Consider the following 26,169-nt stretch of genomic DNA (forward strand, 5'->3'; position numbering starts at 1 on the left):
CCGACGTGACCCTGCCGATTTCCGCCGCCACGCCGCCGCCCGCCATGCAGGGGCCGTTCGCCGACCTGCGCGACATGTGGAACGGCTCCATCGCCTGGGTGAACAGCCACTGGCTGCAGATCGCGATCGCGATCGGCGCGGGGCTCGTCATCTATGTCCTGCTGTCGCTGGTGCGCACCTTCGCGCTGAAGCGCGCGCAGGCGGCGCCGGGGCAGTTCACGCTGACCGACATCGTCGGGCGCGTGATCCACAAGACCAAGTCGACGGTGCTCGCGATCGTCGCGATCCGCATGGTCGCGGGCTATGCCCAGCCGCCGGCGACGATCCTGCAGATCATCCAGTTCGTCTTCAGCATCGCCGTCGCGCTGCAGGTCGCGATCTGGGCGCGCGAGATCGCGATCGGGCTGATCCAGCGGCGCGCCGCCGACGGGCACAACGAAACGCTGACCAATGCGATGGGCATCATCCGCCTGCTGATCAGCGTCGCGCTGTTCGCGATCGCGGCGATCGTCATCCTCGACAACATGGGGGTGAACGTCACCGGGCTGGTCGCCGGGCTCGGCATCGGCGGCATCGCGATCGGCCTCGCGGCGCAGGGCATATTTTCCGACCTCTTCGCCTCGCTGTCGATCATCTTCGACCGGCCGTTCCGCGTCGGCGAGACGATCAAATACGACACCAGCACCGCGACGGTCGAGCGCATCGGGCTGAAGAGCACGCGGCTGCGTTCGGTCAACGGCGAGCTGCTCGTCATCTCGAACACCAACCTGCTGTCGAAGGAGATCACCAACTACGCGCATCTCCACCGCCGCCGCGTCCAGTTCTCGATCGGGGTGATCTATCAGACCAGCCCCGCGATGCTGCGCGCGCTGCCCGCGCTGCTGGAGGAGCAGGTAAAGGCGGCGGGCCATGACTTCATCCGGTCGAGCTTCACCGGCTTCGGCCCGTCGAGCCTCGATTTCGAATTGCTGTTCGACGTGCATGCGGACGATTACAACATTGTCGCGGCGGCGCGCGGCGATGTCGCGGTGCGGCTGTTCGAGGCGATGACCGCGGCGGGCTACGATTTCGCCTATCCGACGCAGACGACCTTCACCGCCGCACCCGACGGCACGATGATTCTGCCCTTTGCCGAAGACACGGCAACGCCGAAGGCGAAGCGCACGAAAGAGTGACGCTACGGCGCCGCAGCGTCGAGCCAAGGCTCTTGTGCAATGCGGCATGAACGGCCTAGAACCGCGCCTTCAACAAGCTCGAGAGGATGAGACATGGGCGCGATTCCGCCGCAGGAGATGCAGAAGCTGGTCGGGCAGACGCTCGGCAGTTCCGAATGGGTGCTCGTCGATCAGGAGATGATCAACAAGTTCGCCGACGCGACGGGCGACCACCAGTTCATCCATATCGACGAGGAAAAGGCGAAGCTGACGCCGTTCGGCGGGACCATCGCGCACGGGTTCCTGACGCTGTCGCTGTTCCCGCTGCTGATGGCCAAGTCCGACTGTCCGCGCCCCGAAGGCGTGAAGATGGGCGTCAACTATGGCGGCAACAAGGTCCGCTTCCTCGCCCCCGTCCGCTCGGGCAAGCGCGTGCGCGGCCATTTCAAGCTGCTCGAGCTCGAAGAGAAGCGCCCCGGCCAGTGGCAGCAGACGCTCGAATTCTCGGTCGAGATCGAGGGCGAGGACAAGCCCGCGCTGATCGCCGAATGGATCAGCCAGTTCTTCGTCTGATCCCGTTCAACCGGCCGCCCTCCCCCGAAAGATCCACCGGACCCAAACAAGAGGATTATCGACATGCGTGACGCCGTCATCGTTTCCACCGCCCGTACGCCGCTGACCAAGGCGGCGCGCGGATCGTTCAACAACACACCGTCGCCGACGCTCGGCGCCCATTCGGTCAGGGCCGCAGTCGAGCGCGCCGGGCTCGAAGGCGGAGAGATCGACGACGTCCTCTTCGGCGCCGCGATGCAGCAGGGTTCGCAGTCGCCGAACGTCGCGCGCCTGATCGCACTGCGCGCCGGCCTGCCCGTCACCGTTCCCGGCATGTCGATCGACCGTCAATGCTCGTCGGGGCTGATGACGATCGCGACCGCCGCGAAGCAGATCATCGTCGACCGCCAGGACATTGTCGTCGCCGGCGGCGTCGAATCGATCTCGAAGGTCAGCGGCAGCGGCAAGGTGTTCATCGAGCCCGACGCCGAACTGATCGCGATGCACAAGGACACCTATATGCCGATGATCGGCACGGCAGAGGTGGTCGCGAAGCGCTACAACATCAGCCGCGAAGCGCAGGACGAATATTCGCTCCAGTCGCAGCAGCGCACCGCCGCCGCGCAGGCCGCGGGCAAGTTCGCCGACGAGATCGTCCCGTGCAAGGCGACGATGGCCGTGGTCGACAAGGAGACCAAGGAAGTCTCCTACAAGGAGGTCGTCGCCGACAAGGACGAGTGCAACCGTCCCGACACGACGCTGGAAGGGTTGGCCAGCCTGAAGCCGGTGATGGGCGAAGGCCACACGATCACCGCGGGCAACGCCAGCCAGCTTTCGGACGGGTCGTCGGCCGCGGTGCTGATGGAGGCCAAGGTCGCCGAAAAGCGCGGCCTGACCCCGCTCGGCCGCTATGTCGGCATGGCGGTCGCGGGCACCGAGCCCGACGAGATGGGCATCGGCCCCGTCTTCGCCATCCCCAAGCTGCTCGAACGCTTCGAGCTGAAGATGGACGACATCGGTCTGTGGGAACTGAACGAGGCGTTCGCCGTGCAGGTCCTGTATTGCCGCGACAAGCTGGGGATTCCGGGCGACCGCCTCAACGTCAATGGCGGCTCGATCTCGATCGGCCACCCGTTCGGCATGACCGGCGCGCGCTGCGTCGGCCACGCGCTGATCGAGGGCAAGCGCCGCGGCGTCAAATATGCCGTCGTCACCATGTGCATCGGCGGCGGCCAGGGCGCGGCGGGACTGTTCGAGATCCTCTGATGCGCCTCGACGCGCCCCGGATCGAGCCGGTCGACCTCGACCGGCTCGATGCCGACCAGCGCGCCGCGCTCGAACCCTTCCTTGCCCCCGATACCGGAGCGGTTGGCGGCAAGGTCGGGGGCGGCCGGGTGCTCAACATCTTCCGCACCCTCGCCCACGCGCCGAAGGCGCTGACCGCCTTCCTCGGCTGGGGCAGCTATATCCTGTCGAAGCGCAACGCGCTGTCGGCGCGCGACCGCGAAATCGTGATCCTGCGCACCGGCTACAACTGCCGCTCGGGCTACGAATGGACGCAGCACAAGCGCATCGGCCTCGACAGCGGCCTGTCCGAAAGCCAGATCGAACGCATCAAGGCCGGCCCCGACGCGGACGGCTGGACCGATATCGAGCGCGCGATGCTGCGCGCGACCGACGAACTCACCGGCCGCCATTTCGTCACCGACGCGACCTGGGCGGCGCTCGCGCCGCTCGGCGACAAGGGGCGCATGGATCTGGTGTTCACCGTCGGCCAATATACGCAGGTGTCGATGATCCTGAACAGCTTCGGCATTCAGGTCGAAGAGGGGTGGGAGGTCGATCCCGACCTTCGCGCCTGATCAACAAAGGGAGAAGAATATGAGTGCCATCGGCGTGATCGCGACGCTGCGCGTGCAGCCCGGCAAGGAAGCCGATTTCGAGGCGGCCTTCGCCGAACTTGCCGCCGCGGTGAATGCGGACGAACCCGGCAACAGCTTCTACCGCCTGTTCCGCACCGACGAGACCGGGACCTACAAGGTGCTCGAATGCTATGACGATGCCGCGGCAGTCGAGGCCCATCGCGCTTCGACGCACTTCCGCGAGATCGGCGCCCGTTTCGGCCCCTGGCTTGCCGGCGCACCCGATGTCGAACGGTTGAGCGCGGCCTGACTGCGGCCGTTCTTCTCCCTTCCCGCAGGCGGGAAGGGAAATCGGCGCTATCCTTCAAAGGCCGCCCCCCGGGGCGGACGCGTTGGCGTCACGGCACCTCCGCAATCTCGCCCGCCCGGTCGCCGAGCACGTAGCGCGGCCCCGCGCCGCGTTGCGCCGCCTTGTCCTCGCGGTTGTAGAGCCCGCATTTCTTGAGGCTCAGGCAGCCGCAGCCGATGCACTGGTCGAGCAGTTCGCGCGTACGGCTCAGCGCCGCGATGCGGGCGTCGATGCGTGCGCGCAGCCCGGTGCTGATCCGCGTCCAGTCGGCGGCATTGGGGGTGCGCCCCGCCGGCAGGCGCGCGAGTTCGTCCGCGACCTCGTCAAGGCTCAGCCCCATCTGCTGCGCGATCAGGATGAAGGAGACGCGGCGGATGTCGGCGCGCAGGAACCGCCGCTGCCCGCCGCCGGTTCGCAGCGCGGCGAGCAGCCCCTTCGCCTCGTAGAAGCGAATCGCCGACACCGCGACGCCGGTGCGCGCCGCCAGCTCGCCGATCGCGATCAGGTCGGTCCGGTGCATCTGCTTTCTCCCGTCATTGCGAGCGGCAAAGCCGCGCGGCAATCTCCAGCCACCGGCCTTGCGCCGCATCGGCAGCCGGAGAGCCTGATGACGTCGGATTGACCCGCTTCGTCATTGCGAGCGGAGCGAAGCAATCCAGAGCAGTCTACGCTCACTCTGGATTGCCGCGCGGCTTTGCCGCTCGCAATGACGAACCCAACCGATGTCATCATGCTCCAGCGCCCGCCTCCCGCCCCGCTCGCGGGGGCAAATAAAAGCCTTGATCTAAACCTCACTTTAACTTTCATATTGGTGCGCGTCAACCCGAATCAGGAGAAAATCCGTGACGCGCCCCTTCATCGAGCATGTGAACGTCACCGTCAGCGATCCCGAGCGCAGCGCCGCGCTGATGGCGGCGATCTTCGGCTGGCGCGAGCGCTGGCGCGGCCCGGCACGCGACGGCGGCACGACGATCCACGTCGGATCGGACAGCGCCTATGTCGCGCTCTACACCGGCCCGGGCGGCGCGCATGCCGCGCAGCGCTATCCGAAAGGCGAACCGCTCAACCATGTCGGAATCCAGGTCGACGACCTGGACGCGATCGAGGCGGAGGTGATCGCGGCGGGCCTGGTGCCCTTCGCGCACGCCGATTACGACCCCGGCCGCCGCTTCTATTTCCTCGATCCCGACGGCATCGAATATGAGGTGGTGAGCTATGCCGCGGTGCAGCCCGCGACGGGATGAGCAACATTGCCGCCGCTGCCGCGTTGATCGGTCATCGGGGTGTTTTGGGGGAGGCCGAAAAGGAGTCTCTACCGATGAGCGATATCAAGCAGGATTTCTGGAAGGCGCTCGACGCCAGCCCCTATGTGATGGTCGGCATGACCGGCGAGCACGCGCATCATATCCCGATGAATGCGCAACTCGACAAGGATGCCGACGGCGCCTTCTGGTTCTTCACCGCGACCGACAACCGCCTTGCGGGCGGCGGCGCGGCGATGGTGCAATTCGCGTCGAAGGGCCACGACCTCTTCGCCTGCCTCGCCGGCACGCTGCGTCCGGAAACGGATCGCGCGGTGCTCGACAAGCTCTGGAACAACGGCGTCGCCGCCTGGTACCCCGGCGGGAAGGATGACCCGAAGCTCGTCCTGCTGCGCTTCGACATCGGCGATGCCGAAATCTGGACCGCCGAACCGGGCCTCAAGGGCATGTTCAAGCTCGCGACCGGCATGACGATGAAGGAAGGCGAACTCGGGCAGCACGCAAGGGTATCGCTTTAGGACGCCGTCGCTGATCCGGACAGGCGGGGCCGATTACCCCACCGGCGGCCCGATCCGCCCGTCGCGAAACGCGAACCCGCCTTCGCGGTCGCGCGCGAGCAGCGCCGGGCCGTCGAGATCGACCCAGCGCGCCCGTTGCGCGAGGACGAAGGCAGGGGCGATCGCCAGGCTGGTGCCCAGCATGCAGCCGACCATGATCGACAGCCCCGCCGCATCGGCGGCGTCGGCGATGCGTAGCGCCTCGGTCAGCCCACCCGCCTTGTCGAGCTTGATGTTCACCCCGTCGTAGAAGGGACCGATGCGCGCGACGTCGGCGGCGGTGTGGCAGCTTTCGTCGGCGACGAAGGGGATGGGCGCATAGATGGGATCGAGCAATGCGTCGGCGCCCGCGGGCACCGGCTGCTCGATCATCTCGACCCCCATGTCGGCGAGCGCTTCGGCCTCGCTCAATATGTCGACCTGTCCCCAGCTTTCGTTGGCGTCGGCGATCAGCCGGGCATGCGGCGCGCCTCTGCGCACCCCGGCGACGCGCAGCCGATCGTTCTCGCCGGTCAGCTTGATCTTGAGCAGCCGGTAACCGTCGGCCTCGGCAGTCGCCGCCCGCTCGGCCATCGCGCCGGGGGTGCTGAGCGAGATGGTGAAGGCGGTGACGCGCGCGGTCGGCGCCCCGTCGCAGCCGGCAAGCTGCCAGAGCCGAAGCCCGCGCTGCCGTGCCTCGAGATTCCACAGCGCGCAGTCGAGCGCATTGCGCGCCGCGCCCGGCGGCATCAGTTCCTGCACCGCCGCCCGCGCATCGGCCGCGCCCATCGCGGCGATATGTGGCGCCGCGCGCAATATCCGGTCGCGGCATCCCACCGCATCCTCGCCCAGATAATCGACGGGGGTTCCCTCGCCGCGCCCGACGCAGCCGTCCGCCGCGACCTCGGCGACCACGACATCGACATGAATCTTCGCGCCGCGGCTGATCACGAACGGCTCGGCGACCGGCCAGCGTTCGACGCGCGCGCTTTTCAGTTGGATGGCCATCGAAGAACAGTAATGCTGTGCGCCATGACCGGCAAATCCCTATCCGAACGCATCGGCGACCTCGGCCACCGACTCGCCGTCGAGGCGCACGCCGCGTGGCTCGCGGCGCGCGATCCGCGCACGCCGTGGCTCGCGCGCCTCCTCGCGGTCGCGGTCGCCGCCTATGCGCTGTCGCCGATCGATCTGATCCCCGATTTCATCCCTTTGCTCGGCTGGATCGACGATCTGCTGATCGTTCCGATCGGCCTGTGGGCAGTGCGCCGGCTGATTCCCGATCCGCTATGGACCGAACTCCACGCCGCCGCCGAAGCTGCAAGCGACCGTCCGTCGAGCCGCGCCGGCATGGTCGCCATCCTGCTGATCTGGGCGGGGCTGCTCTATCTCGTCTATTGGAGCGTGCGGACGTCGCCCTGGCATTGAAGCGCCGCTGGGAACAGGCGGCGCCGAAGGTCGTCGGGTGGGAAGCGGATGTTTGAGCCATGCCCTGGTTTCCCCTCCCGCAAGCGGGAGGGGCAGCGAGACTTACGAACTTGTTCGTTAGTCGCAGCGGGGTGGGCCTCTGCGAGGCCGCTGCCCCTCCCGCTTGCGGGAGGGGGGACAAACGTCAACTCTCGACCGAAAGCCGCCCTCACTCCCCGTTGGCGCGTATCCACTGCTCAACCACCGGCGCAATCTCCTCGCGCCACTTGCGGCCGTTGAAGATGCCGTAGTGGCCGACGCCCTTCGCCATCAGATATTTCTTGCGCTCCGCGGGCAGCGATTTCGCGAGCGTCAGCGCCGCCCTGGTCTGGCCGATCCCCGAAATATCGTCGCGCTCACCCTCGATCGCCAGCATCGCAATATCCTCGATCGCGGTCAAGTCGACCTTGCGTCCGCGATGCTCCATCTCGCCCTTGGGCAGCAGGTGGCGCTGGAACACGGCGTCGACGGTCTGGAGGTAGAATTCGGCCGTCATATCGCAGACCGATCGATATTCGTCATAGAATTCCTTGGTCTTGTCCGCGCTCTCGCCATCGCCGTCGACCAGATGCTTGAACATCTCCCAATGGCTCATCATGTGGTTGCCGAGGTTCATCGACATGAAGCCCGCAAGCTGGAGGAAGCCCGGATAGACGCGGCGCCCAGCGCCCGGATAATAGGCGGGCACCGTCGCGATGACATTTTCCTGGAACCAGGCATGAGGGCGCGTCGTCGCATGCTGGTTGACCGCGGTCGGCGCCTTGCGGGTGTCGATCGGTCCGCCCATCATCGTCAGTGTCTTCGGCCGGCACTTGTGTCCGTCGGCCGCCATGACGGCCGCGGCGGCGAGGCACGGCACCGACGGCTGGCATACCGCGAGCATATGCGCGCCCGGCCCGATATGGCCGAGCCAGTCGATCAGATAGTCGACATAATCGTCGAGGTCGAAGCGCCCCGCCGTCAACGGCACGTTGCGCGCGTCGCGCCAGTCGGTGATCCACACGTCATGATCGGGCAGCATCCGCTCGACCGTGCCGCGCAGCAATGTCGCATAATGGCCCGACATCGGGGCGACGATCAGCAGCTTCGGCGCCCCCTTCGCGCCCTTGTGCTTGAAATGCTTGAGTTGCCCGAACGGCTTGCGCGCCTCGATCGCCTCGGACATCCGCACCGCTTCGCCGTCCACGACCGTCTCGTACAGATCGAAGGCGGGCTTGCCGCGCGGCGCCGCCGCATGCGCGAACACCTCGAGCGCGGAGGCGAACATCGGACTACCGCCGAAATAGCCGAGCGGGTTGGCGGGATGCTGGATCGCCTGCGCCCCCGCGGTGGCCAATGCGCTCGCCCCGGCGAGCCAGCTCTTCTGTAAGTCAAAGGCTTGATACAGCATCGTGCAGTCGTTCCTCGCGTCCGTTCCGGCGCGTGTTGCGCCCCCTGTTTTCGCGCCAGTCTTACGCCTTCGGTTCCATTGTGCAATGCATCAAAGCCACCAACGACGGCGCAAGCGCGAGATTATCGGGAAAAAGTGCCGGTCGCGGGCGATCCTGTCGTGCCGCTTCAAGCCTTGTGAAGCGCAGCGCCATTCTCAGACATTGAGCGTCCCCACCGCGGCTGCTAGGGCCGTCGGCGATGGCGACCGCATCCGATCAATCCGCCCCGCCCGCCCCCGCCGACCCGTCCGAGCCGCGGCGACGCAAGCTCGGCAGCCTGCGCATGGTCTGGCGCTATGCCAGCCGCTATCCGCTCGCGCTGCTCGTGGCGGCGGTGGCGCTCGGCGTCGCGGCGCTCGCGACGCTCGCCATCCCCTGGCAGTTCAAGGAGATGATCGACAGCGGCTTTGTCGCCGGCGGCGGCGATGTCGCGCCGCATTTCCGCCTCTTCTACCTGATCGTGCTGATGCTCGCCGCGGCGACGGCGCTGCGCTTCTATTTCGTGAGTTGGCTCGGCGAACGCACCGTCGCCGACATCCGCGAGGCGGTGCAGCAAAACCTGCTGCGGCTCGCGCCCGGCTTCTTCGAGGAGAACAGGCCGTCCGAAATCGCCTCGCGCATGACGTCGGACACCGCGATCATCGAACAGATCGTCGGCACGACGGTGTCGGTGGCGCTGCGCAACCTGGTGATGGGCATCGGCGGCATCGCCTATCTGTTCACCCTGTCGCCCGCGCTCACCAGCGGCATCCTCGTCGGCATTCCGGTGATCATCATGCCGATCGTGCTGCTCGGCCGCCGCCTCCAGAAAGTGTCGCGCACCAGCCAGGACCGCGTCGCCGACATCGGGGCGACCACCGCCGAACAGCTGGGAGCGATGAAGATCGTCCAGGCGTTCGGCCAGGAACCGCGCGAGGCGGACCGCTTCACCGCCGCGGTCGAGGCCAATTTCGCGACCGCCAAGCGCCGCATCCGTCTGCGCGCCTTCATTACCGCAACGGTGATCGGCCTGCTGTTCGGCGCGATCACCACCCTGCTCTGGTATGGGGCAGAGGGCGTGGCGGCGGGGACGATCACTGGCGGCACCATCGCCGCCTTCGTCCTGACCGGCGGCCTCGTCGCGGGCGCCTTCGGCGCGCTGACCGAGGTCTATGGCGACCTGCTGCGCGCGGCGGGCGCCGCCGAGCGGCTCGGCGAGCTGCTCGAGGCGGAACCGGACATAGCTCCGCCCGCGCATCCGCGCCCGCTTCCCGAACCGCCGGTCGGCACGCTCGCCTTCGAGCATGTGACCTTCCGCTATCCGACGCGGCCCGACATGCCCGCGCTCCACGATTTCTCGCTGACCGTCCGCCCGAACGAGACGGTCGCCATCGTCGGGCCTTCGGGCGCGGGCAAGTCGACGCTGTTCCAGCTCGCCGAGCGCTTCTACGATCCGCAGCACGGCCGGGTGCTGCTCGACGGCGTCCCGCTTCCCGAGGCCGATCCCGCCGCGATCCGCGCGCGCATCGCGATGGTGCCGCAGGAAACGGTGATCTTCGCCGCGTCGGCGCGCGACAATCTGCGCTACGGCAACTGGGCCGCTACCGACGAGCAATTGTGGGAGGCCGCGCGCGCCGCCAACGCCGAGGATTTCCTGCGCCGCCTGCCGCAGGGGCTCGATACCTTCATGGGAGAGGGCGGCGCGCGCCTGTCGGGCGGCCAGCGCCAGCGCGTCGCGATTGCGCGCGCGCTGCTTCGCCGCGCGCCGCTGCTGCTGCTCGACGAAGCCACCTCGGCGCTCGACGCCGAGTCCGAACGGCTCGTGCAGGACGCGCTCGAGGCGCTGATGCACGACCGGACGACAATCGTCATCGCGCACCGCCTCGCGACGGTGCGCGCTGCCGACCGGATCGTCGTAATGGACGAGGGGCGCATCGTCGAGGAAGGGCGCCATGACGATCTCGTCGCCGCCGACGGGCTCTATGCCCGCCTCGCGCGCCTGCAATTTCAGGACAATATGGCCGCGGTCTGACCCCGCGATCCCCTCCAGCGCTCGAAGGATGCCCGTCATGCTGTACGATCTCACCGTCCCCGCCTACGCCAACGGACTGCGCGCCCTCTCGGCCCAGCTCGAAAAGGCGCTCGCCTGGGGTGCCGCGAACAATGTCGGCGAGTTACAGTTCATCGCGGCACGGCTGGCGCCCGACATGTTCCCGCTCGCGGCGCAGGTCCGCTTCACCTGCCTTCAGGCGGTCCAGCCGCTTGCGCGCCTCGGCGCCGCGAGCGCGCCCGCGCTTGCGGAAGACGCCGCCGATTTCGCCGGGCTTCAGGAGCAGATCGCGGCGACCCTCGCCTGGCTCGACACCGTCGATGCCGCGACGGTTGACGCCGACCCTGCGCGGCCGGTCAGCTTCGACCTGCCCAACGGCATGGCCTTCGACATGGACGCGAAAAGCTACATCCGCGACTGGGCGCAGCCGCAATATTATTTCCACCTCGTCGCCGCCTATGCGGTGATGCGCCACATGGGCGTCCCGCTCGGCAAGGCCGACTATGTCGGCTACATGATGCAATATCTGCGTCCCGGCACCGCCCCGACCACCTGACCGCCCGGCGGAACCGGGCATTCAGCGTGCAGCAACACGATGCCTGAGGCCATGAAATTCGCGCAGAGGCGCAGAGATCGCAGAGACTTCCACTTCACGCGATGGTGTGGAGTCATGGGATCGTCAGAACCCTTCGATCTCGCAGACTTCACCCTCCCGGGAAGAAGGGTGGCCCATCCGCGGTGAATACTATTCCGCTTGCCGGGTAAACTCGGAACGGCGCCCGATAAATTCGAGCCACCGTCTCTTCCGCTCGCGCTGAGCTTGTCGAAGCGCCGCTTTTCCTTGAGCCGTGCAGAGGCGATTAATTCTCGCAAATGCCTCGCGGATCCTCGGGATGGATTCCGACACGCTCAAAGCAAGCAACAGCGATTCGAGCGCACCGCTCCCAGGTTTCCGTTCCGCGCCCCTGTGCAAAGCTCCCGGTCCGAGCATAAAGTGCCGCCACCAGCCCAAAAAGAAAGGGCGGCACCTTTCGATGCCGCCCTTCGCTTTTCGTCCGAGCCCTTTCGGGCTGGAAATCGATCTTACATGCCCGAACCCGGACCGTAGGTGATTTCCACGCGACGGTTCTGGTCGTTGCGGACCCCGTCGGCGGTCGCAACCGCCGGGCGGGTTTCGCCGAACGCCTGCGTCGTGATCGAGCCGTCCGAGACGCCACGCGCGGTCAGATACGCCTTGACCGCGTCGGCACGGCGCTGCGACAGGCCGACGTTGTACTTGGCCGAACCCGAACGGTCGGCGTGACCGGCGAGCATGACCTGCTGACCGCTGCAGCCCTGGTTGTAGGCGCTGATCGCGTTGTCCAGCGTCGAAGCCGCTTCGGGCGTGATCGCCGACTGATCCCAGTCGAAGTACACGATATACGGTCCCGGTGCGCACACGACCGGCGGAGGCGGCGGAGGCGGCGGCGGGGGAGGCGGCGGCGGGGGAGGCGGCGGCGGCGGGGGAGGCGGCGGCGGGGGCGCCTCGGCTCCACCGAAGTTGTAGGTCAGCGTCCCGAGCAGCGAGTGCGAACGGAAACGGCCCGACACGTCGCGGCCGAGCTGGTCGACCAGGTCGAGACCATCGGCGTTGAAGAAGCGATACTTCAGGCCGACATCCCAGTTGTTGCTGATCGGCGCGCGGACGCCCGCGATCGCCTGCCAGGCGAAACCGGTATCCGAATCGTCAAGCCAGGCACCCGCGAAGACGGGTTGGACCGAAACGCGAGCGACACCCGCGCCACCGCCGATGAAGCCCTGGATGCCGTCATCGTCACCGAAGTCGAACATACCGTTGACCATGAAGCTCAGCGCATTGCTGTCGCCGTTCATGGGGTAGTTGCCGGTCACGAGAGGACCACCGTTGGCCAAGGCGGGAACGCCCGGCGCATTGACGGATGCGTTGCGGATATCGGCTTCGCGATAGCCCACTTCCACTTCCGCGCGGAAGCCGCCGAAGTCGTAGCCGACGACGCCTTCAAAATCATATCCCTTGCGGTGATCCAGACTGACAGCATTGGCTGCGGTGCCGATATCGAGGTCGATGTCCTCGACGATCGTGACACCACCACCGACACCAACATACCAAGAGTTGTCGCGCGCCACGGCGGGCGACGCGAGGGCAGTGGAGGCCAACGCCACGGCGACGGCTAGCTTCCTCATAACAGATTCCCCTTTCAATTGAGATATACGTCTCGACAGACGTCCTACTCGCGGCTTTGGTTCCACGCAAGATAACAAATCGCTAATCTGTTGCCAAAAAGTCGCAGTTGAGCCCCGAATGCAACGAAAAAACCCCTCTAAATCAGCATGCCATGCGCTTTGAGCGCGGTCATCAGCGCCTCGATCGCCGCCCGCGCCTCGGAATCGACCGTCGCTCCACCCACCGGCTGGGCGACCGCGCCAGGTTCGACCCACGCGCCGTCCGCGAATCGCAGCCACGCCCCGTCCCGCGACCGCACGACCCGCATCCCGGGCCGAGGCTCGGCGAAGCGCCAGCCGCCGGCCGTCCATACCGCCAGCGCCGCCTCGCGCCCCGCCCACGCGCCGCTCGCCGGAGCACCGACGATCCAGCATTGTCCCGCATCCGGCGCCGCCGGCGGCGCGGCGAGCGGCCCATCCTCGACGCTCGCCTGCAGCAGCGCGTCGATCAGTACGAGCGCCTCGTTATGCGTGATCTCCTTCTGCGCCTGCGCCTGCACGAGCAGGGGCAGCGCGAACCGCGCGGTGACGGGCAGGTCGGTCATGCCGAATATCCTTTCTATTTAAGAGTTAGAAGAAGCGGTGCCGACGACAGAGCATCGCCGATCTGACGGATCGCGATCAGGCTGCCGGGTGCCAGCGCGGCCGCATCCGCCGCCGTCAGGCGCAGCGTCGGAACCTCCAGGTCCCACGGCCCGATCCCGGCCACCGCCGGCTCGATTGAAGCGCGATACAACTCGCGAGTCTCGCCGAGCGGCAGGTCGACATGGTCGCGCCAGCCGCCATCGGCCCGGCTCCGCCGCGCCCAGCCGATGACCAGTCCGCCTTCCCCATCGGGCCGGACCCGGCCATGCACTGGCGCAAGCGGGCGCAGTGCGCGCAGGCCCGCCGGGACGGGCAGGTCGGAAAGGCTCGTGTCGTTCCACGCCGCCCATTGCAGGCGCGCGCCGCCGCCCGCCACCCACTCGCCATGGTCGGCCGGGATCGGCAGCAGCGCGGGATCGTCGAGCAGCAGGAAGGGCGTTCCCGCCGCATGCGCCACCGCGCTTTCGGTGCCCGCGCGGCCGCGCAGCATCCGCGTCAGCCGCCATCGCCCCGGCGCCAGCAACTCGGCACCGCCGAACTGCACCAACTCGTCGCCGATCATCGCGCGATTCGCCCCGCCGAGCATCAGCGCGTCGCTCACCGCCTCCAGTTCCATCGCCGGATCGATCAGCGCGACGATCGCCGCGCCCGCATCGTCGAACAGCAGCGCGCCGCCCGGCGCCAGCGGCTCCGCCAGCACGCCCAGCGCTGCCGCCGGGCGCAGCGTGCCCAGCGGCATCGGCGCGGCATCGGGCATCGGCACGAACCAGGTGTCGGCACCGCGCCACCCCGCATTGCTTCCTGCGCCCGCGATCACGACCTGCGGCGCGGTCGCCGCCGCCGGGCCCAGATTCGGCAGGTCGAAGGCGCGGACCAGCGCCGTCGCTTCCGGCCAGTCGGGTGCGCGCACCGGCGCGCCGGAATCGGCGGGCAGCATGTCGAGGTCGAGCGGCTGGTGCCGCCGCAGTTCGACTTCGACCTGCGTATCGCGAACCGTCCGCGCGGCAATCCGCCATCGGCTGCCGTCGCCCGCGATCGCCACCGCCCCCACCGGCAGCGCGAGCGCCGCCAGGTCCATCCGCCAGACACAGCTTTCGCGCCCGTCCGCCGCCGCGGCAGCCAGCCGCTGCGCCAGCGCCCGTGCCGCCGCGGCGGACAGGACGGCGGGCAGATCGATCCGCTGCTCCGCCGCGCCGCCGCCCGCCACCGGACCGGTCTGCTGGCCGAGCTGATAGTCGCGCTCGCGATCATAATGGCGCAGGCGGATGCTTCCCGGCACATCGGCCAGCGGCGCGCGGCGGCGCTCGACCCGGTCGCGTGCCGCCTCTTCGCGGCGCGCTTCGCGGAAATCGGCCAGCGGCACCGGCGCGCGCGCGCCGTCCGCGGGCGCCAGCCGCCAGCCGCCGGGGTCGCTGGCCAGCCGCACCGCATCGGCATCGAACAAGGGCGCCAGCGCCTCGCGCAACCGGTCGCCGGACGCCGCATAGCCCACGAAGCGCGTCCCGCCCAGGCAGCGCCCCGCTTCGCCGAACAGCGTATCGCCGACCAGCCCGGCGTCGATGGCCCCGACATCGGCCTCGACCTCGAAGGTCAGCGACGGGATGCGATTGCCGAAGGCGCCGAGTTCCAGCTCCTCGAACACGGCATAGGCGATGCCGCGAAAGCCGCTGACCGAAGCCGGACCGAGCGCCGAGGCGATCAGCGGATCGGCGGGCTGGTCCTCGCCGCCGTCATACCAGCGAAAGGTGCAGCGCTGCTGAAAGCCGCCGCTCGCCCCGCGCAGCAGATTACCGTCGGCCCAGATGCGCCGGATGGCGCGGATCGGCCGCGACGACAGCGCCACCGCCAGCGACACGGCATAGCTATATTCGGTGACCGACGCCCGCCCCTTGCCGCCGCCGCGCTTGCTGCGCCGCTCGATCAGGTCGGTCGCCCAGATCACGCTGCCCGCGACGCGCATCGTCCCGAACAGCTGCGGTATCTGCTGGCCATAGGTCGATGCCTGCACCTTCAGGTCGGCGAGGCGTGGCCCCTCGCGGCCCTTGGGGCGAAAGATCGCCGCGTCGGCCTGCTGCCCGATCGCCGCGCCGATCGCGGCGCCGACCGGGCCGCCCACGATCCCGCCGACCACCGTCAGCACCAGCGTTGCCATGTCCGTCCCTCCTCAATCCAGCCGCCATCGCGACGCCGTCCGCGCCGCATCGTCCAGCGGCGTCTCGACCACACGCCGCAGCCCGGCATGCGCGTGAACCATCGTTTCGCCGCCCAGCAGCCCCAGATGAAATTGCTGCGCGGGCAGCGCGATCACCGCGACATCGCCCATCGCGACGCGGCCTTCATCGCGCGCGAACCCCGCCGCCCGCAGCGCCGCGACGATCCGCGCATCGCTCCACCCGCGCAGCGGATAGGCGCGCGGCCGCGGCAGCCGCCGCCCCGCCGCGGCATAGGCCGCCCATACCAGCCCGACGCAGTCGAGCCCGGTCGCGGGGTCGCACCCCTGCGGCCGGAACCGCGCGCCGATCATCCCCCGCGCCGCCGCAAGGGCGCGCGCGCCGATCTCATCCACCGGGGTATCGCGTCATCAGGTCGTTGCCCGGCAGATGCGCCTCGCCGCGAAAGTTGACTGCATTGGCAAAGCGGTCGCGGCAGGTCGAAAGCTGCTTGTCGCACCCTTCGGTCAGCCGCACCCGCACCGGCAGGTCCAGAGGCACGCCCGGCGTTTCCGCCAGCATCAGCACCGCGCCGTCGGCCGCGATCACCGGGCTCGCCAGCCCGCAGGCCGCCCCTTCCATCCAGACGAGTTCGCCAAAGGCCATCGCCCCGCCCCCCACCGCCGCATCGAGCGTCACCGACCGCCCGGCGACAGCGACGACGCGGCGCCGGTGCGTCCGCGGCGCCAAATCGACCCGGCACGCCCGGTCGCCGAGCGACGCGCGGCACGAAGGAGAGGTCGCGGGGCACGCCGGCCGGTCGAGCAGCCGGGTCACCCCCTGCAACTCGGCCGAAAAGGCGGCGCCGCGCCGCTCGATCGCACCCAGCATCCCGCGCGCCACCGTCACCGGCGCCACCTCGGGATGCTCCCAGTCGGTCACGAACAGCCCCAACGCCGCGCCGTCCCAGCGCCCGGTGTCGAGGTCGTCCGCCGCGATCGCGTCGCTCGCCACCGCGCCTTGCAGGTCGAGCGTCTCGGCATCGAGGCTGTCGCGCGTCTCGATCGCTGACGGTTTCATTCCCGGCGCGGCCCGATAGAGCAGCCCGCCGACGAACAGGTCGCGGTCGTGCGAGGTCAGCCCGATCGTCACCCCGTCGCGTCGCGACAGGCGCCAGCACCAGGCGAGCGTCGCGACTTCGGCGCGCAGCCACGCGGGCGCCCCCGTCATCGCGCCGAAATCATCGTCCGCGCTCACCATCGCACTCACCATGGCGCACGCACCTCGATCAGCGGCACGCTCGCCACTTCACCCGCAAGGAAAGTCGCGCGGCTGACCTCCAGCCGATCCTCGGCAAAGCGCACCGGCACGTCGAACAGAAAGCCCGCGCGCACCGCCGCGCCATCCGCCGGCGCGACATCGAACGCGACCTCGCCATCGCCCGTCAAGGTAAAGGCTGCCGTCTCGACCCCGCCCACCGACGCGCGGACGCTGCCCGCGACCGGCAGCCGGATCGCGCGCGCTTGCGCCGCCTCGCCACTGCCATAGCGCTTGACGAGCGCGAACTGCCGCCGCGCCCCGTCGCCGATGCCCAGCCATTGGTCGGCAAAGCCCGGCGGCCCGCCGTCCGCCGCCGAGCTGTGATCGAACGGATCGCGGAAACGAAAGCCGCGCGCCGCGCCGGGCGCGGAAGAAATCGGCGAGCCGCCGCACATCCGCCTCCGACCGGATTCCCGGCCCCGCGTCGTAGCGCATCCGCGCATCGGCCCATTCGCTCGCGCGCTGCTCGTGCCCGGAGGGCGAAGCGACGATCTGGGTGGAGAATTCGGTCGCGACCATCGCCTCGCGCCCGATCGCGAGCGGAAAATCCACCGCGTCGAAAGCCTGCATCTCTTCCTCCCCGTCAAAGGCCACGAAACCGTCGCGCGCGGCCTGCGGCAGCGCCCAGACGAAGGCGCGCGTCACCCCGGCGCGGCGCGCCCGCGCCGCCGCCTCGGCGATCGCGCGCCATTGCCCGCGATCCTCGCCGCGCAGCACGAAGCCCGCGAAATAATGCTGATCCGCGACGGGATAGCCGAGCCGCGCGACCATCGCGGCGCGCGCCGCATCGGTCTCGGCCCCGCGCCCGCCCGTCACCCAGTCGTAATCCTCGAGTTGCAGCACGTCGAACGCCGGCGCCGCCCAGCCCATGGGTACATTGGCGCGCCGCAATTCGGGCGCCGCCGGGTCGAGTACCGTCGGCAGATAGACGAGCAGATGGCTCGTGAAGGGCGCCGCCCCCGCCTCGTCGCGCGCCGCCGCGACGAGCGCGGCGGTCGATCCCGCCAATATCGCGCCCAGCGCGTCGAGCATCGCGCGCTGCCCGCTGTCCAGCGCGCCGCGCACATCGGGAATCGCGACGCTCGCCGCGCCCAGCATCGCCGTCGTCGCGGCATCATAGGCGCAGAGCCGCCCGTCCGCCGCGACCCACCACCACGGCTCGCCGACCTGGAACTTCACCGGCAGGCCCGCGTCGCGCCCGATCGCCGCGAACGCCCGCGCGACGAGTTGCAGCCACCCCATCGCCTCGGTATGCGCGGGCGACAGCAGGGTCGACGGCGGCTCCCACCCGGTCAGCGCCGGCGCGCCGTCGGCGTCGCGCTGCTTCCAGCCCTCGGGGCAATAGGCGTCGAACAATTCGTAGGAGAGCGACCAGACCAGCCCCAGCCCCGCGCCCGCACAGGCGCTCGCCAGCGCCCGGTGCCACGCCGCGGCGGGCGCGTTCAGCACCCCGCCCGCCGCCTGCACGCGATAGCCGCCGCCCTCGGCCGCCAGCCGCATATAATGGCTCATCCCGACATAATGGACGACGTCGCCGCGATAGCCGAGCTGCTCCACCTGCCGCACCACCCGCGCCGGGGTCAGGTGATAGCAGTCGTCATAGCCGTTCGCGATCCCCAGCCGCTGTTCGGGCAGCACCGCGTCGCCGATCGCCAGCACCGACCCCGATCCCGAACAGGCGATGTCGCTCACCTCGACCCAGCCCTGCGCCGGCGCCGCAAGCGCGCCCGCGCCGCCGTCATAGCCCGGCGCGACCAGCGAGACGAACAATCGGTCGACGTCGCCCGCCCACACCGGGTCGCTTTCCCCCGGCAACAGAAAGCCGCCGGTCAGCGCGTCGAAATCGAGCGTCACCACCGCATCCTCGGCGCTGCCCTCGGCATAGTTCCACAGCCGCACATACCAGGCGCGCGGGTTGCCCGCCGCGTCACGCCCCTCGATCGTCAGCGTCGGCCCGTGCAGCGCGTCGAGCGGCTTCACCCCACCCGATCGCCAGCGGAACCGCAGCCGCACGTGCCGGAAATCGCGCCGCGTCTCATAGGCGAGCAGCGGGTGGTCCCAGCGGTCTTCCGCCTCCCAGATCAGCCCGGCCAGGTCCGCCTTGTCGTAAAAGACCGCCTCGACGCGCAGCGCCGTCGGCGCGGTCGTCACCACGCTCGCCATCATCGGCCGCGCGAAATCGACGGTCCAGAATCGCGGGTCGAAACGCTTGATCCAGCCCCTGCGGTGATGCGGCTCGGCCGCGACGAGCGCCCAGCCCATCAGCCTTCGCCTTCCGCCACCGCGCGCCGCACCGCGCGCGCCAGCTGCCGCCCGGTCTGCGCTAGCCGCCCCGGCTCGCTCCCCGCCGCTCCGCGCACGTTCACCGTGATCGCGATATTGCGCACCGCCGCGCCCGCCGCGGGCTCGATGCGCCCGCTCGCGCCCGGCACGAACAGCTCCGGCCCACGCTCGCCGACGCGATAGGCACGCCCCGCGCTCACCGGTCCGCCGGTCGCGCGGCCCGGCGCGCCGAGCAGCCCGAGCGCCAGGCTCTGCCCGACCGCGAGCAGCCCCCCGCCGCCGCGCGCCGCGCCCAGCACCGTGCCGACCCCGCCCGACACCGCCGCGCGCGCGATGTCGGCCATCACCGATAGCGCCAGCCGCTTCAGATCCTCGAACCCCAGCTTGCCCGACACCACCGCCCGGCCCAGCGCGCGCTCGATCCCGCGCGCGCCCGCATCGGCGGCATCGGCCAGCGGCGCGCCCAGTTCGGCGCGCAGCGCCGCCATGTCGCGGCGAAAGGCGCCGGTGTCGGCGCGCACCGCGACGACCATCTCATCGATCTCGTCATCCATCGGGATATTGCTCCATCATCGCCGCCAGCGCCGCGCGATCGACGCCGTCCGCGCCATCGTCTGTCGCCCAGCCCGCCAGCACCGCCGCCACATCGGCCGGCGTCGCCGCCCAGAACTCCCCCGGCCGCCACCCGCTCAGCCGCGCCATCACACCCGACAATCGCATCGCGCCCTCACCGAAACGCCCCTCCCGCTCGCGGGAGGGGCAGCGAGGCTTGGCGGCTTGCCGGCCAGCCGTAGCGGGGTGGGCAGCCTTCTCCGTCACCGATCACCGCCCCTGCAAGATCTGCCCCAGCAGCATCCGCAGCGCGGGCGTCACCGCCGCCAGCCCCTGCGCGACCACCGCTTCGCCGACCGTCTCGCGCGTCAGCTCCGCCGGCCGGTCGCGCACGCAATGCCAGAACAGCCCGGCCAGCTCGCCCAGCGCCAGCCGCCCGTCGGCGGCGCGCTCGACCAGCGCGAACAGCGGCCCCAGCTCGGCCTCCGCCGCAACCAGCGCGCCGAAGCTCGGGCGCAGCACATGCGCGGTGCCGCCGATCCGCAGCACCGCCTCGCCGCGCAGCGGGTTCGCGACCGCGCTCACAGGCTGACCACCGCGCCGCTCGACTCGAGCGCCAGCACATATTGGCGCTCGCCATTGTAATCGCCGGCATAATCGAGCCGCGTCACCAGGAAGCGCCCGCGCAGCCGCTCGCCGCTTTCGAAGCTCAGCTCATAATCGTCGATCGTGCCCGCCAGCGCATGGCCGCGCAGCCGCACCTCGGCCGCCGACCCGGTGAACAGGCCCGCCGCGCTCACCGAAACCGACCGTACCCCCGCGCCCGACAGCAACTCGCGCCAGCCGCCCGAATCCTTGGTCGTGACGTTCACCGCCTCGCCGTTCACCGACAATTGCGTCGTGCGCAGCCCGGCGACGGTGCCGAAGGCGGGCGGCGTCGCGCCATCGCCGACCTTCAGCAGAAAAGCGCTCCCATTTTCGATCCCCATGGTTTAATTCTCCTTCGCAAATCATCTGCAAACGGGGAGTCGCAGGATGTTGATCACAAGCTTGCTCCTGGCCTTGGCGGCACCATCGCCCACCGCCGCGGTCGACACGTCGCGCGCCGCCTTCACCAAATGCCTGCGCGACCACCTCAAGAAGTCGCTCGAGGGCAAGATGGGCGACGCCGAATATGAAATGGCGATCAAGGGTGCCTGCACCGCGGAGCGCACCGCCTTTCGTCAGGCGGTGATCGCGCTCGACCGCGCGAGCGGCGATTCGGAGGCCGACGCCACCGAGAATGCCGACATGCAGATCGACGATTATCACGTGAACTTCATCGAGAAGTTCAAGGATTATTCCTCGACCAACACCCTCCCCGGCGATTCCTGATCGCCCCTGTCCCGGTCGTCCCTGAGCGAAGCGTTCCCGTGTCCCCGCAAAGGCGGGGACCCAGAGCGGCATGACGCCGAAGCGGGTCACGCCTCCTCCCGCACCCCCGCCAGGCACCGGCACCGCACGACCAGATCGTGCCGCCAGCCGCCCTCGCGCCGGAACGCCAGCCGGCTGCGCAGCGCCCTGACCGCGACGACCGTCCAGCCGCCCGCCGGGCCGCGCAGCGCGCCCGCCGCCGCCTCCATCCGCGCCGCCGCCCCGCCCGCGTCGGCCGGCAACCCGGCACCGGTCAGGCTCAGCGTCAGCCGCACCTCGCACCCGGGCCGGTCCTTCGTCCCCCAGTCTCGGCCCTCGGCAGCGCCGACCGAGACATAGGGCGCGCTCGCGCGCGGCGGCACGCCGTCGAACACGCCGTGCACCAGCCCGGCCAGCGCGTCGTCCGCGCCCAGCACCGTCAGCGCCTTCGCGCGCACCGCCTGTTCCGCGCCCGTCATCATGCGCCTCCCAGCGTGCGCCGCCGCCACGGCTGCCACAGCGCCGCGATCATCGCCGGCGGCGTCTCGTCCGCACCGTCGCGCGCGGCGTGGAGGTGCTGGATCATGCGCAGCAGGCCCTGGCGGATCGCCTCGGGCACCGCATTGGGGCCCGCGGCCATGCCGGCGCGGAACGCAATGCGCGCATATCCGGCATCGCCGGCGGCGTGGATCGCCACCCGTGCCGACCCGTCGCGCGCGATCGTCACGCGGTAGCGGTCGGCGCCCAGCACCGTTTCCGCGCCATCGGGCCGCAGCAGCGTCACCGCATCGACAGCGACGACCGGCCGCGCGGCAAGCCGCAGGGCGCCGCCGCGCAGGACAAGGCTTTCCTCGCCCGCGCGCACGATCAGCCACTGGCCGACAAAGGCCTCGCAGATGCTCGCCGCGGCACGGACCAGCCCGGCGACGACCGCATCGTCGATCGTCGCCCCCATCCGCAGCCAGCCGCGCGCCTCGTCCAGGCTCACCGGGACCTCGCCCGGCAACAGGCTCTCCACCATCATCGTTCCTCCACCCGCACCGCCATCGACCGCTCCTCGACCTGGCCATCGGTCATCGTCACCCGGTTGGTGACGCGATAGACGCGCCCGGCGATCCCGCCCGCCAGCGTCACGGTCGCGCGCGCCAGGCCGTGCGTCATCGCCGCCACCGCGACCCCCTCGGACTCGTCGGGCCACACCGTCCAGTCGCTCGCCGCCACCGCCTGCCCGGCGGGACAGGCCGCCGCCCAGTCGAATTCGAAGTCGATCCGCGTCCCCGGATCCTTCACCATCATCGCCATCGTCGATCCTTTCCGGTCAGCGTCCGGCCACCGCGATCCGGCGCGCCGGATCGGGCGCCAGGCGAACGCGCGCGCGCGGCGGCGCCGCCCGGTCGGGACCGCGCCACTCGATCGCGAGGACGCGGCCGCTGGCGTCGCCGATCGCACGCGAACCCAGCGCCGCGCCGCCGGTCATGCCGCCGCCTCCAGCGCCGCGAGCCGCGCCTCCTGCGCCGCGATCAGGAACAGCGCGAGCTGGTCGGGGCGGATGCCGAACCGCTCGCCCGCCGCGCGGACGATCCGTCCCTCGGCGTCGCGCTCCTCCGCCCAGCGGTCCCAGCACAGAAAGGCATGGCGGCTGGTCGGATCGGCCCCGATGCCGACCGGATCGGCCAGCCCTTCGTCGGCCATGATCGCCCACACCGCCTGCGCCCGCACCCCGAAATGCAGCCGCGCGCCGTCCTCGCCCTTTTCGGCGACCGCGTCGTTCCATTGATAAAATCCGAGTTCGGCCGCGATGCGCTTCGCCGCCGCCATCTCGGCCGGGGACGGCGCGCCGCGCCAGGTCTTGTCCCGCGCATCCGACGTGTTGATGGCGCCGGTCCCGGCATAGACGACGGACCAGCGGTGGGCAGCAGCCCCCAGCGGTTGGCCATTGTCCGCGCCGGGGGACACGATGCCGCTCTGAAGGACGCGGAGATGCACATTGCCCCCGGTGACGATCCACGCGCCGCCATGGCCCGCCAGGATAGCGTGGGGGTTGCTCTCGCTGGCGGGTTTTGCCCATTTCAGGCCATAGACAGGGACTCTCACGCCGTCGATGGTCGCCGGATAGAACTCCGAATATCCCAGCAGGGCGCCCGCTGTATCGGTTGACATGGGGAGCAATATGTTGCCGTTTGCAATCGTCAATTTTTCGGCTGGCGCGTCCGTTCCGATACCGAGGCTACCTGCGGCGGTCAGCCGCATCCTTTCGCTCGTGTCCGTGATGAAGCGGATGCTCCCGCCCCACCCGGGCGAACGTCCGACCGAGATGTTCAGCTCGCCCGTCGATCCGCGAGCGGTGAACGACGCATCGTGCGCGCCGTTGGTGACGATCTCGATCCCGCCCATCTGCTCCGAAGCGGCGGGCGCGATCCGCATCCTCGGCGATCCGCCGGCCAGTTCCAGCAGTTGTGCCGGACTGGCGGCGCCGATGCCGACACGGCCGTCCGCGCCGCGCCGGACGAGCGCGGCGAGCGGCAGGTTCACCCACCCCGCGCCGCGCCGCACGGTCAGCAGGTCGTCATCCGCGCCGGTCGCCGCCGCGGGGTGCGCCGTCGACAGCGGCTGCTTCGCGGCGATCGCGGCGGCCAGGGCGTCGTCGGCCGCATCCAGCGCCGCGACCGCCGTGTCGTGCGCCGCGAACCAGCCGGCGCCGACGGTCAGCGCCAATGTCTTCAGTCCCGGCGCGAAATCGACGCGGCCGCCCCCGTCCGAAGAAGCGGCGACCGCCTCGCGCACCAGCCGGCCGGCGGTGTCGAGGCGGCCGGTGCCGACCTCCCACTCGCCGGACTGCGCGATGCCCGCGATGGCATAGTGGAACTCGGTATCGGCGGGCACCGCGTCCGCGAAGCGGCGGTGTCCGGGCACCGCGCCGGTCGGCGTCAGCGGGCCGGTGCCGCCCTCGTGGCACAGCTCGCGCACCAGGTCGGCGAAAAAGGGGGTCGGCATGGCAGCGCCATCCTTTCCATTCTGGGAAGATGTCAGGTTGCGCCCGGCCCCGCCCCGAAAGGGTTGGAGGGCAGGAACCGGGCGCCCCTCGCGCGCGCGCCGATCAGCTCGCGGCGAATTTCATCAGCTTGATGGCGTTCGAATCGATGATCGCGCCGCCGACCCGCTTGGTTGCATAGAAATGCACGAAGGGCTTGTTGCTGAAGGGATCGCGCAGGATATGCGTCTCGCCACGGTCGGCGATCAGATAGCCGGCGCGGAAATTGCCGAAGGCGATCGACAGGCTGTTCGCCGCGACGTCGGGCATGTCCTCGGCCTCGACGACCGGATAGCCGAGCAGGCTCGCCGCCTGGCCCTCGACCAGCCCCGGCTGCCACAGGAAGGCGCCGTCGGTGGTCTTGAACTTGCGGATGCGCGCCAGCGTGTCCGAATTCATCACCCAGCAGGCGCCGCCGCGATAGGGCGCGCGCAGGCTGTGGACCAGTTCGACCAGCTTGTCCTGCGGGTTCGACGCCGCAAAGCCGCCCGCCGCGCCGGAGGCGACGAACTGCAGCGTCCCGAACGCCCGCGCGCTGTCCGCCTCGTTCGTCGCCGCGTAGGACAGGAAGCCCTTGGGCCGGTTCGTCCCGTTGCCGGACACGAAGGCCGCACCCTCGGCGACCGCGAACTCACGCGCGATCTCGTCGGCCAGCCAGTCCTCGACATTGAACATCGCATCGTCGAGCATCGCCTGGCTCGCCGCCGGATTGGCGTAAAGCTCGCCCGACGGCGGCGCGATCTCGGCGAAGCTGCGCGTCCCGGTCCCGGGCCGCGCGTCGGTTTCGCCGACCCATCCCGCGCCGGTCGATCCGGTCGCGATCAGCTTGCGATAGCCGCTCGTCCCCGTCTGCACGACCGTCGCGATGCCGCGGATCGGCGACAGCGATTTCAGCGTCGCCGCGATCGCCCCGTCGATCTCGCGCGGCACGGCATAGCCGCCCTCGCCGCCCGACGCCCCCGACAGGCTCTTCATCCCGGTCCCCGCGTCGATCCCGCGCCGCAGATAGCGGTCGACGAAGGCGTCGCGCGCCGGATCGGCCGCCTTCGCCCCGTCGAGCGGCAGCCGCGCCGCCGCGACCGCCTGCGCGTCGACCTGCGCCTTGAGCGCCGCGACCGACGCCTTCAACTCGTCGACCGCTTCCGCCGCCAGCACCGCATCGAACGCTCCCTCGAGCGCGTCCGCCTTCATCTCCATCTCGTCCATGCGTTTCACTCCTTCCATGAATCCACCGCGATCACCCGCGCCAGCGGCTGCATCGGCTGCGCGACGAGGCTGATCTCGGCCAGGTCGAGCGCCAGCAGTTCGCGCGGGTTCGCGCCCCGCGCGCCGCGCACCCGATATCCGAACGACAGCCCGGTCAGCGCCCCGCGCGCGACCAGCGCCGCCGCGGTCGGGTGCGTCACCCTCGCGACGACGCGCAGCCCGCGCGCATCCTCCGCCAGCATCTCGATCGTGCCGACGAGCGCGCCCGGCCGGTGCTGCCACAGTAGCGGCACCGCGCGCCCCGCGCGCAGGCTCGCCGCGAAGGCCCCGGCGCGCACCACGTCACCGCCGCGGTCGACGCGGTCGAACACCGACGCATAGCCCGCGAACCGTATCCCCCCCTCCCGCAGGCGGGAGGCGGCCGGGGGGGGGGCCTGTCGAACGATCGCACCCCTCACCGCAGCAGCCCCGGCAGCCCCAGCTTCATCGCCAGCCCCACCAGCAGCAGCGCCAGCAGGCCGCGCGCCGCCCAGTCGACCGCCGCCTTCCACGCACTCGTCTTGGCGTCGCGCCACGCGCCGAGCAGCTGGCGCAGGTCGCCGATGTCGTCGCGCGCCGCCGCGTCGGCGAGCCCCAGCCGCGCCAGCGCCCGCCGCGCGCCCAGTTCGCTCGCCTCCTCGACCACCGCGCGCAGCAGCGCCGCGTCGGGCGCGCGCGTCCCAGCCAGCGCGATCAGCCGCGCCAGCGCCTCTTCCTCGTCCATGTCGT

General features: G+C 70.0%; 31 protein-coding genes and 1 pseudogene. 11 read left to right on the top strand and 21 right to left on the bottom strand.

The window, feature by feature from the left end:
• The first annotated feature begins 44 nt into the window (after window positions 1-44).
• From ABS88_RS07735 to ABS88_RS07755, 5 genes are all read left to right on the top strand, one after another.
• On the top strand, window positions 45-1,175 hold the full coding sequence (locus ABS88_RS07735) for a mechanosensitive ion channel family protein (RefSeq protein ID WP_286749598.1): 1,131 nt from the start codon (window positions 45-47) through the stop codon (window positions 1,173-1,175).
• A 93-nt stretch (window positions 1,176-1,268) separates the two neighbouring features.
• Window positions 1,269-1,727, top strand: coding sequence for a MaoC family dehydratase (locus ABS88_RS07740; RefSeq protein ID WP_067111056.1), 459 nt, complete (start codon window positions 1,269-1,271; stop codon window positions 1,725-1,727).
• A 63-nt stretch (window positions 1,728-1,790) separates the two neighbouring features.
• Window positions 1,791-2,972 (top strand): acetyl-CoA C-acyltransferase, encoded by a 1,182-nt coding sequence (locus tag ABS88_RS07745; protein ID WP_067111058.1) that lies wholly within the window; start codon window positions 1,791-1,793, stop codon window positions 2,970-2,972.
• On the top strand, window positions 2,972-3,568 hold the full coding sequence (locus tag ABS88_RS07750; RefSeq protein ID WP_067111060.1) for a carboxymuconolactone decarboxylase family protein: 597 nt from the start codon (window positions 2,972-2,974) through the stop codon (window positions 3,566-3,568). Before ABS88_RS07745 ends, ABS88_RS07750 begins: the two co-directional genes overlap by 1 nt.
• Window positions 3,569-3,587: 19 nt before the next feature.
• Complete coding sequence (locus ABS88_RS07755; RefSeq protein ID WP_067111062.1) at window positions 3,588-3,878, top strand: putative quinol monooxygenase; 291 nt, start codon at window positions 3,588-3,590, stop codon at window positions 3,876-3,878.
• Between the two features lie 88 nt (window positions 3,879-3,966).
• Here the strand turns inward: ABS88_RS07755 and soxR are convergent, their stop codons facing one another.
• Complete coding sequence (gene soxR, locus ABS88_RS07760) at window positions 3,967-4,437, bottom strand: redox-sensitive transcriptional activator SoxR (protein ID WP_067111065.1); 471 nt, start codon at window positions 4,435-4,437, stop codon at window positions 3,967-3,969.
• Between the two features lie 322 nt (window positions 4,438-4,759).
• On the opposite strand from soxR, the gene ABS88_RS07765 reads away from it, so the two are divergent.
• Window positions 4,760-5,161: a VOC family protein gene (locus ABS88_RS07765; protein ID WP_076073791.1), complete on the top strand. Its 402-nt coding sequence runs from the start codon at window positions 4,760-4,762 to the stop codon at window positions 5,159-5,161.
• A 74-nt stretch (window positions 5,162-5,235) separates the two neighbouring features.
• Window positions 5,236-5,697, top strand: coding sequence for a pyridoxamine 5'-phosphate oxidase family protein (locus ABS88_RS07770; RefSeq protein ID WP_076073789.1), 462 nt, complete (start codon window positions 5,236-5,238; stop codon window positions 5,695-5,697).
• A gap of 33 nt (window positions 5,698-5,730) precedes the next feature.
• On the opposite strand, the gene ABS88_RS07775 is transcribed toward ABS88_RS07770, so the two are convergent.
• A complete protein-coding gene (locus ABS88_RS07775; protein ID WP_076073787.1) occupies window positions 5,731-6,723 on the bottom strand; it encodes a dipeptide epimerase in 993 nt (330 codons plus the stop codon).
• A 24-nt stretch (window positions 6,724-6,747) separates the two neighbouring features.
• Between ABS88_RS07775 and ABS88_RS07780 the strand changes: the two genes are divergently transcribed.
• Entirely contained in the window at window positions 6,748-7,143 is a 396-nt protein-coding gene (locus ABS88_RS07780; protein ID WP_234002550.1) for a YkvA family protein, read from the top strand.
• 208 nt (window positions 7,144-7,351) lie between these two features.
• On the opposite strand, the gene ABS88_RS07785 is transcribed toward ABS88_RS07780, so the two are convergent.
• Window positions 7,352-8,572 (bottom strand): polyhydroxyalkanoate depolymerase, encoded by a 1,221-nt coding sequence (locus ABS88_RS07785; protein WP_286749576.1) that lies wholly within the window; start codon window positions 8,570-8,572, stop codon window positions 7,352-7,354.
• A gap of 239 nt (window positions 8,573-8,811) precedes the next feature.
• On the opposite strand from ABS88_RS07785, the gene ABS88_RS07790 reads away from it, so the two are divergent.
• Both ABS88_RS07790 and ABS88_RS07795 read left to right on the top strand, forming a co-directional pair.
• A complete protein-coding gene (locus ABS88_RS07790) occupies window positions 8,812-10,623 on the top strand; it encodes an ABC transporter transmembrane domain-containing protein (RefSeq protein WP_076073780.1) in 1,812 nt (603 codons plus the stop codon).
• A gap of 37 nt (window positions 10,624-10,660) precedes the next feature.
• Window positions 10,661-11,197, top strand: coding sequence for a DUF1993 domain-containing protein (locus ABS88_RS07795; protein WP_104960274.1), 537 nt, complete (start codon window positions 10,661-10,663; stop codon window positions 11,195-11,197).
• Window positions 11,198-11,724: 527 nt separating this feature from the next.
• Here the strand turns inward: ABS88_RS07795 and ABS88_RS07800 are convergent.
• The 10 genes and pseudogenes from ABS88_RS07800 to ABS88_RS07845 all read right to left on the bottom strand — a co-directional run bounded on the left by ABS88_RS07800 (window position 11,725) and on the right by ABS88_RS07845 (window position 20,761).
• Entirely contained in the window at window positions 11,725-12,843 is a 1,119-nt protein-coding gene (locus ABS88_RS07800) for an OmpA family protein (protein ID WP_067111084.1), read from the bottom strand.
• Between the two features lie 137 nt (window positions 12,844-12,980).
• The gene (locus tag ABS88_RS07805) at window positions 12,981-13,427 is read right to left on the bottom strand and encodes a DUF2793 domain-containing protein (RefSeq protein WP_104959300.1); all 447 of its coding nucleotides are present in this window, start codon (window positions 13,425-13,427) and stop codon (window positions 12,981-12,983) included.
• Between the two features lie 14 nt (window positions 13,428-13,441).
• A complete protein-coding gene (locus ABS88_RS07810) occupies window positions 13,442-15,619 on the bottom strand; it encodes a phage tail protein (RefSeq protein WP_076073774.1) in 2,178 nt (725 codons plus the stop codon).
• A 12-nt stretch (window positions 15,620-15,631) separates the two neighbouring features.
• Window positions 15,632-16,033 carry an NlpC/P60 family protein gene (locus ABS88_RS07815; protein WP_234002549.1) on the bottom strand — a complete coding sequence of 134 codons (402 nt, stop codon included), beginning with the start codon at window positions 16,031-16,033 and terminating at the stop codon, window positions 15,632-15,634.
• Window positions 16,026-16,889 carry a phage/gene transfer agent baseplate hub protein gene (locus tag ABS88_RS07820; protein ID WP_234002548.1) on the bottom strand — a complete coding sequence of 288 codons (864 nt, stop codon included), beginning with the start codon at window positions 16,887-16,889 and terminating at the stop codon, window positions 16,026-16,028. Before ABS88_RS07820 ends, ABS88_RS07815 begins: the two co-directional genes overlap by 8 nt.
• Window positions 16,883-19,199 (bottom strand): annotated as a pseudogene (locus ABS88_RS07825) (phage distal tail protein, Rcc01695 family). The gene ABS88_RS07820 and the pseudogene ABS88_RS07825 overlap by 7 nt, the downstream one beginning before the upstream one ends.
• A complete protein-coding gene (locus ABS88_RS07830) occupies window positions 19,199-19,774 on the bottom strand; it encodes a tail tape measure protein (protein WP_076073771.1) in 576 nt (191 codons plus the stop codon). The pseudogene ABS88_RS07825 and the gene ABS88_RS07830 overlap by 1 nt, the downstream one beginning before the upstream one ends.
• Complete coding sequence (locus ABS88_RS07835) at window positions 19,767-19,940, bottom strand: phage tail assembly chaperone (RefSeq protein ID WP_104959299.1); 174 nt, start codon at window positions 19,938-19,940, stop codon at window positions 19,767-19,769. The genes ABS88_RS07830 and ABS88_RS07835 overlap by 8 nt, the downstream gene beginning before the upstream one ends.
• A 102-nt stretch (window positions 19,941-20,042) precedes the next feature.
• Window positions 20,043-20,357 carry a gene transfer agent family protein gene (locus ABS88_RS07840; protein ID WP_076073770.1) on the bottom strand — a complete coding sequence of 105 codons (315 nt, stop codon included), beginning with the start codon at window positions 20,355-20,357 and terminating at the stop codon, window positions 20,043-20,045.
• The gene (locus ABS88_RS07845) at window positions 20,354-20,761 is read right to left on the bottom strand and encodes a phage tail tube protein (RefSeq protein WP_067112902.1); all 408 of its coding nucleotides are present in this window, start codon (window positions 20,759-20,761) and stop codon (window positions 20,354-20,356) included. The genes ABS88_RS07840 and ABS88_RS07845 overlap by 4 nt, the downstream gene beginning before the upstream one ends.
• 46 nt (window positions 20,762-20,807) lie before the next feature.
• Here ABS88_RS07845 and ABS88_RS07850 point away from each other — a divergent pair, with 46 nt between their 5' ends.
• Window positions 20,808-21,146 (top strand): hypothetical protein, encoded by a 339-nt coding sequence (locus ABS88_RS07850; protein WP_067112904.1) that lies wholly within the window; start codon window positions 20,808-20,810, stop codon window positions 21,144-21,146.
• Between the two features lie 86 nt (window positions 21,147-21,232).
• Here the strand turns inward: ABS88_RS07850 and gp17 are convergent, their stop codons facing one another.
• From gp17 to ABS88_RS07890, 8 genes are all read right to left on the bottom strand, one after another.
• Window positions 21,233-21,643 (bottom strand): tail completion protein gp17, encoded by a 411-nt coding sequence (gene gp17 / locus ABS88_RS07855; protein WP_076073768.1) that lies wholly within the window; start codon window positions 21,641-21,643, stop codon window positions 21,233-21,235.
• Complete coding sequence (locus ABS88_RS07860; RefSeq protein WP_076073767.1) at window positions 21,643-22,188, bottom strand: head-tail connector protein; 546 nt, start codon at window positions 22,186-22,188, stop codon at window positions 21,643-21,645. The genes gp17 and ABS88_RS07860 overlap by 1 nt, the downstream gene beginning before the upstream one ends.
• Window positions 22,185-22,466, bottom strand: a complete 282-nt coding sequence (locus tag ABS88_RS07865) for a phage fiber-tail adaptor protein (RefSeq protein ID WP_076073764.1) — start codon at window positions 22,464-22,466, stop codon at window positions 22,185-22,187. Before ABS88_RS07865 ends, ABS88_RS07860 begins: the two co-directional genes overlap by 4 nt.
• A 16-nt stretch (window positions 22,467-22,482) precedes the next feature.
• Window positions 22,483-22,641, bottom strand: a complete 159-nt coding sequence (locus tag ABS88_RS07870; protein ID WP_156483119.1) for a hypothetical protein — start codon at window positions 22,639-22,641, stop codon at window positions 22,483-22,485.
• Window positions 22,638-24,158, bottom strand: a complete 1,521-nt coding sequence (locus ABS88_RS07875; protein WP_104959298.1) for a tail fiber domain-containing protein — start codon at window positions 24,156-24,158, stop codon at window positions 22,638-22,640. Before ABS88_RS07875 ends, ABS88_RS07870 begins: the two co-directional genes overlap by 4 nt.
• 103 nt (window positions 24,159-24,261) lie before the next feature.
• Window positions 24,262-25,401, bottom strand: coding sequence for a phage major capsid protein (locus ABS88_RS07880; RefSeq protein WP_083674967.1), 1,140 nt, complete (start codon window positions 25,399-25,401; stop codon window positions 24,262-24,264).
• A 5-nt stretch (window positions 25,402-25,406) separates the two neighbouring features.
• A complete protein-coding gene (locus ABS88_RS07885; RefSeq protein WP_076077496.1) occupies window positions 25,407-25,796 on the bottom strand; it encodes an HK97 family phage prohead protease in 390 nt (129 codons plus the stop codon).
• Window positions 25,797-25,855: 59 nt separating this feature from the next.
• Complete coding sequence (locus ABS88_RS07890) at window positions 25,856-26,164, bottom strand: DUF6127 family protein (protein ID WP_104959297.1); 309 nt, start codon at window positions 26,162-26,164, stop codon at window positions 25,856-25,858.
• Window positions 26,165-26,169 lie beyond the last annotated feature (5 nt).

It is taken from the genome of Sphingopyxis sp. SCN 67-31 (assembly GCF_001725095.1).

Coding starts and splice junctions, on each gene's coding strand:
- ABS88_RS07850 (WP_067112904.1), top strand. CDS start 20,808: ATGTTGATCACAAGCTTGCTCCTGGCCTTGGCGGCACCATCGCCCACC.
- ABS88_RS07810 (WP_076073774.1), bottom strand. CDS start 15,619: ATGGCAACGCTGGTGCTGACGGTGGTCGGCGGGATCGTGGGCGGCCCG.
- ABS88_RS07800 (WP_067111084.1), bottom strand. CDS start 12,843: ATGAGGAAGCTAGCCGTCGCCGTGGCGTTGGCCTCCACTGCCCTCGCG.
- ABS88_RS07790 (WP_076073780.1), top strand. CDS start 8,812: ATGGCGACCGCATCCGATCAATCCGCCCCGCCCGCCCCCGCCGACCCG.
- ABS88_RS07735 (WP_286749598.1), top strand. CDS start 45: ATGCAGGGGCCGTTCGCCGACCTGCGCGACATGTGGAACGGCTCCATC.
- gp17 (WP_076073768.1), bottom strand. CDS start 21,643: ATGACGGGCGCGGAACAGGCGGTGCGCGCGAAGGCGCTGACGGTGCTG.
- ABS88_RS07890 (WP_104959297.1), bottom strand. CDS start 26,164: ATGGACGAGGAAGAGGCGCTGGCGCGGCTGATCGCGCTGGCTGGGACG.
- ABS88_RS07775 (WP_076073787.1), bottom strand. CDS start 6,723: ATGGCCATCCAACTGAAAAGCGCGCGCGTCGAACGCTGGCCGGTCGCC.
- ABS88_RS07830 (WP_076073771.1), bottom strand. CDS start 19,774: ATGGATGACGAGATCGATGAGATGGTCGTCGCGGTGCGCGCCGACACC.
- ABS88_RS07750 (WP_067111060.1), top strand. CDS start 2,972: ATGCGCCTCGACGCGCCCCGGATCGAGCCGGTCGACCTCGACCGGCTC.
- ABS88_RS07745 (WP_067111058.1), top strand. CDS start 1,791: ATGCGTGACGCCGTCATCGTTTCCACCGCCCGTACGCCGCTGACCAAG.
- ABS88_RS07770 (WP_076073789.1), top strand. CDS start 5,236: ATGAGCGATATCAAGCAGGATTTCTGGAAGGCGCTCGACGCCAGCCCC.
- ABS88_RS07795 (WP_104960274.1), top strand. CDS start 10,661: ATGCTGTACGATCTCACCGTCCCCGCCTACGCCAACGGACTGCGCGCC.
- ABS88_RS07780 (WP_234002550.1), top strand. CDS start 6,748: ATGACCGGCAAATCCCTATCCGAACGCATCGGCGACCTCGGCCACCGA.
- ABS88_RS07860 (WP_076073767.1), bottom strand. CDS start 22,188: ATGATGGTGGAGAGCCTGTTGCCGGGCGAGGTCCCGGTGAGCCTGGAC.
- ABS88_RS07870 (WP_156483119.1), bottom strand. CDS start 22,641: ATGACCGGCGGCGCGGCGCTGGGTTCGCGTGCGATCGGCGACGCCAGC.
- ABS88_RS07875 (WP_104959298.1), bottom strand. CDS start 24,158: ATGCCGACCCCCTTTTTCGCCGACCTGGTGCGCGAGCTGTGCCACGAG.
- ABS88_RS07740 (WP_067111056.1), top strand. CDS start 1,269: ATGGGCGCGATTCCGCCGCAGGAGATGCAGAAGCTGGTCGGGCAGACG.
- ABS88_RS07835 (WP_104959299.1), bottom strand. CDS start 19,940: ATGCGATTGTCGGGTGTGATGGCGCGGCTGAGCGGGTGGCGGCCGGGG.
- soxR (WP_067111065.1), bottom strand. CDS start 4,437: ATGCACCGGACCGACCTGATCGCGATCGGCGAGCTGGCGGCGCGCACC.
- ABS88_RS07785 (WP_286749576.1), bottom strand. CDS start 8,572: ATGCTGTATCAAGCCTTTGACTTACAGAAGAGCTGGCTCGCCGGGGCG.
- ABS88_RS07820 (WP_234002548.1), bottom strand. CDS start 16,889: ATGGTGAGTGCGATGGTGAGCGCGGACGATGATTTCGGCGCGATGACG.
- ABS88_RS07755 (WP_067111062.1), top strand. CDS start 3,588: ATGAGTGCCATCGGCGTGATCGCGACGCTGCGCGTGCAGCCCGGCAAG.
- ABS88_RS07880 (WP_083674967.1), bottom strand. CDS start 25,401: ATGGACGAGATGGAGATGAAGGCGGACGCGCTCGAGGGAGCGTTCGAT.
- ABS88_RS07845 (WP_067112902.1), bottom strand. CDS start 20,761: ATGGGGATCGAAAATGGGAGCGCTTTTCTGCTGAAGGTCGGCGATGGC.
- ABS88_RS07865 (WP_076073764.1), bottom strand. CDS start 22,466: ATGGCGATGATGGTGAAGGATCCGGGGACGCGGATCGACTTCGAATTC.
- ABS88_RS07805 (WP_104959300.1), bottom strand. CDS start 13,427: ATGACCGACCTGCCCGTCACCGCGCGGTTCGCGCTGCCCCTGCTCGTG.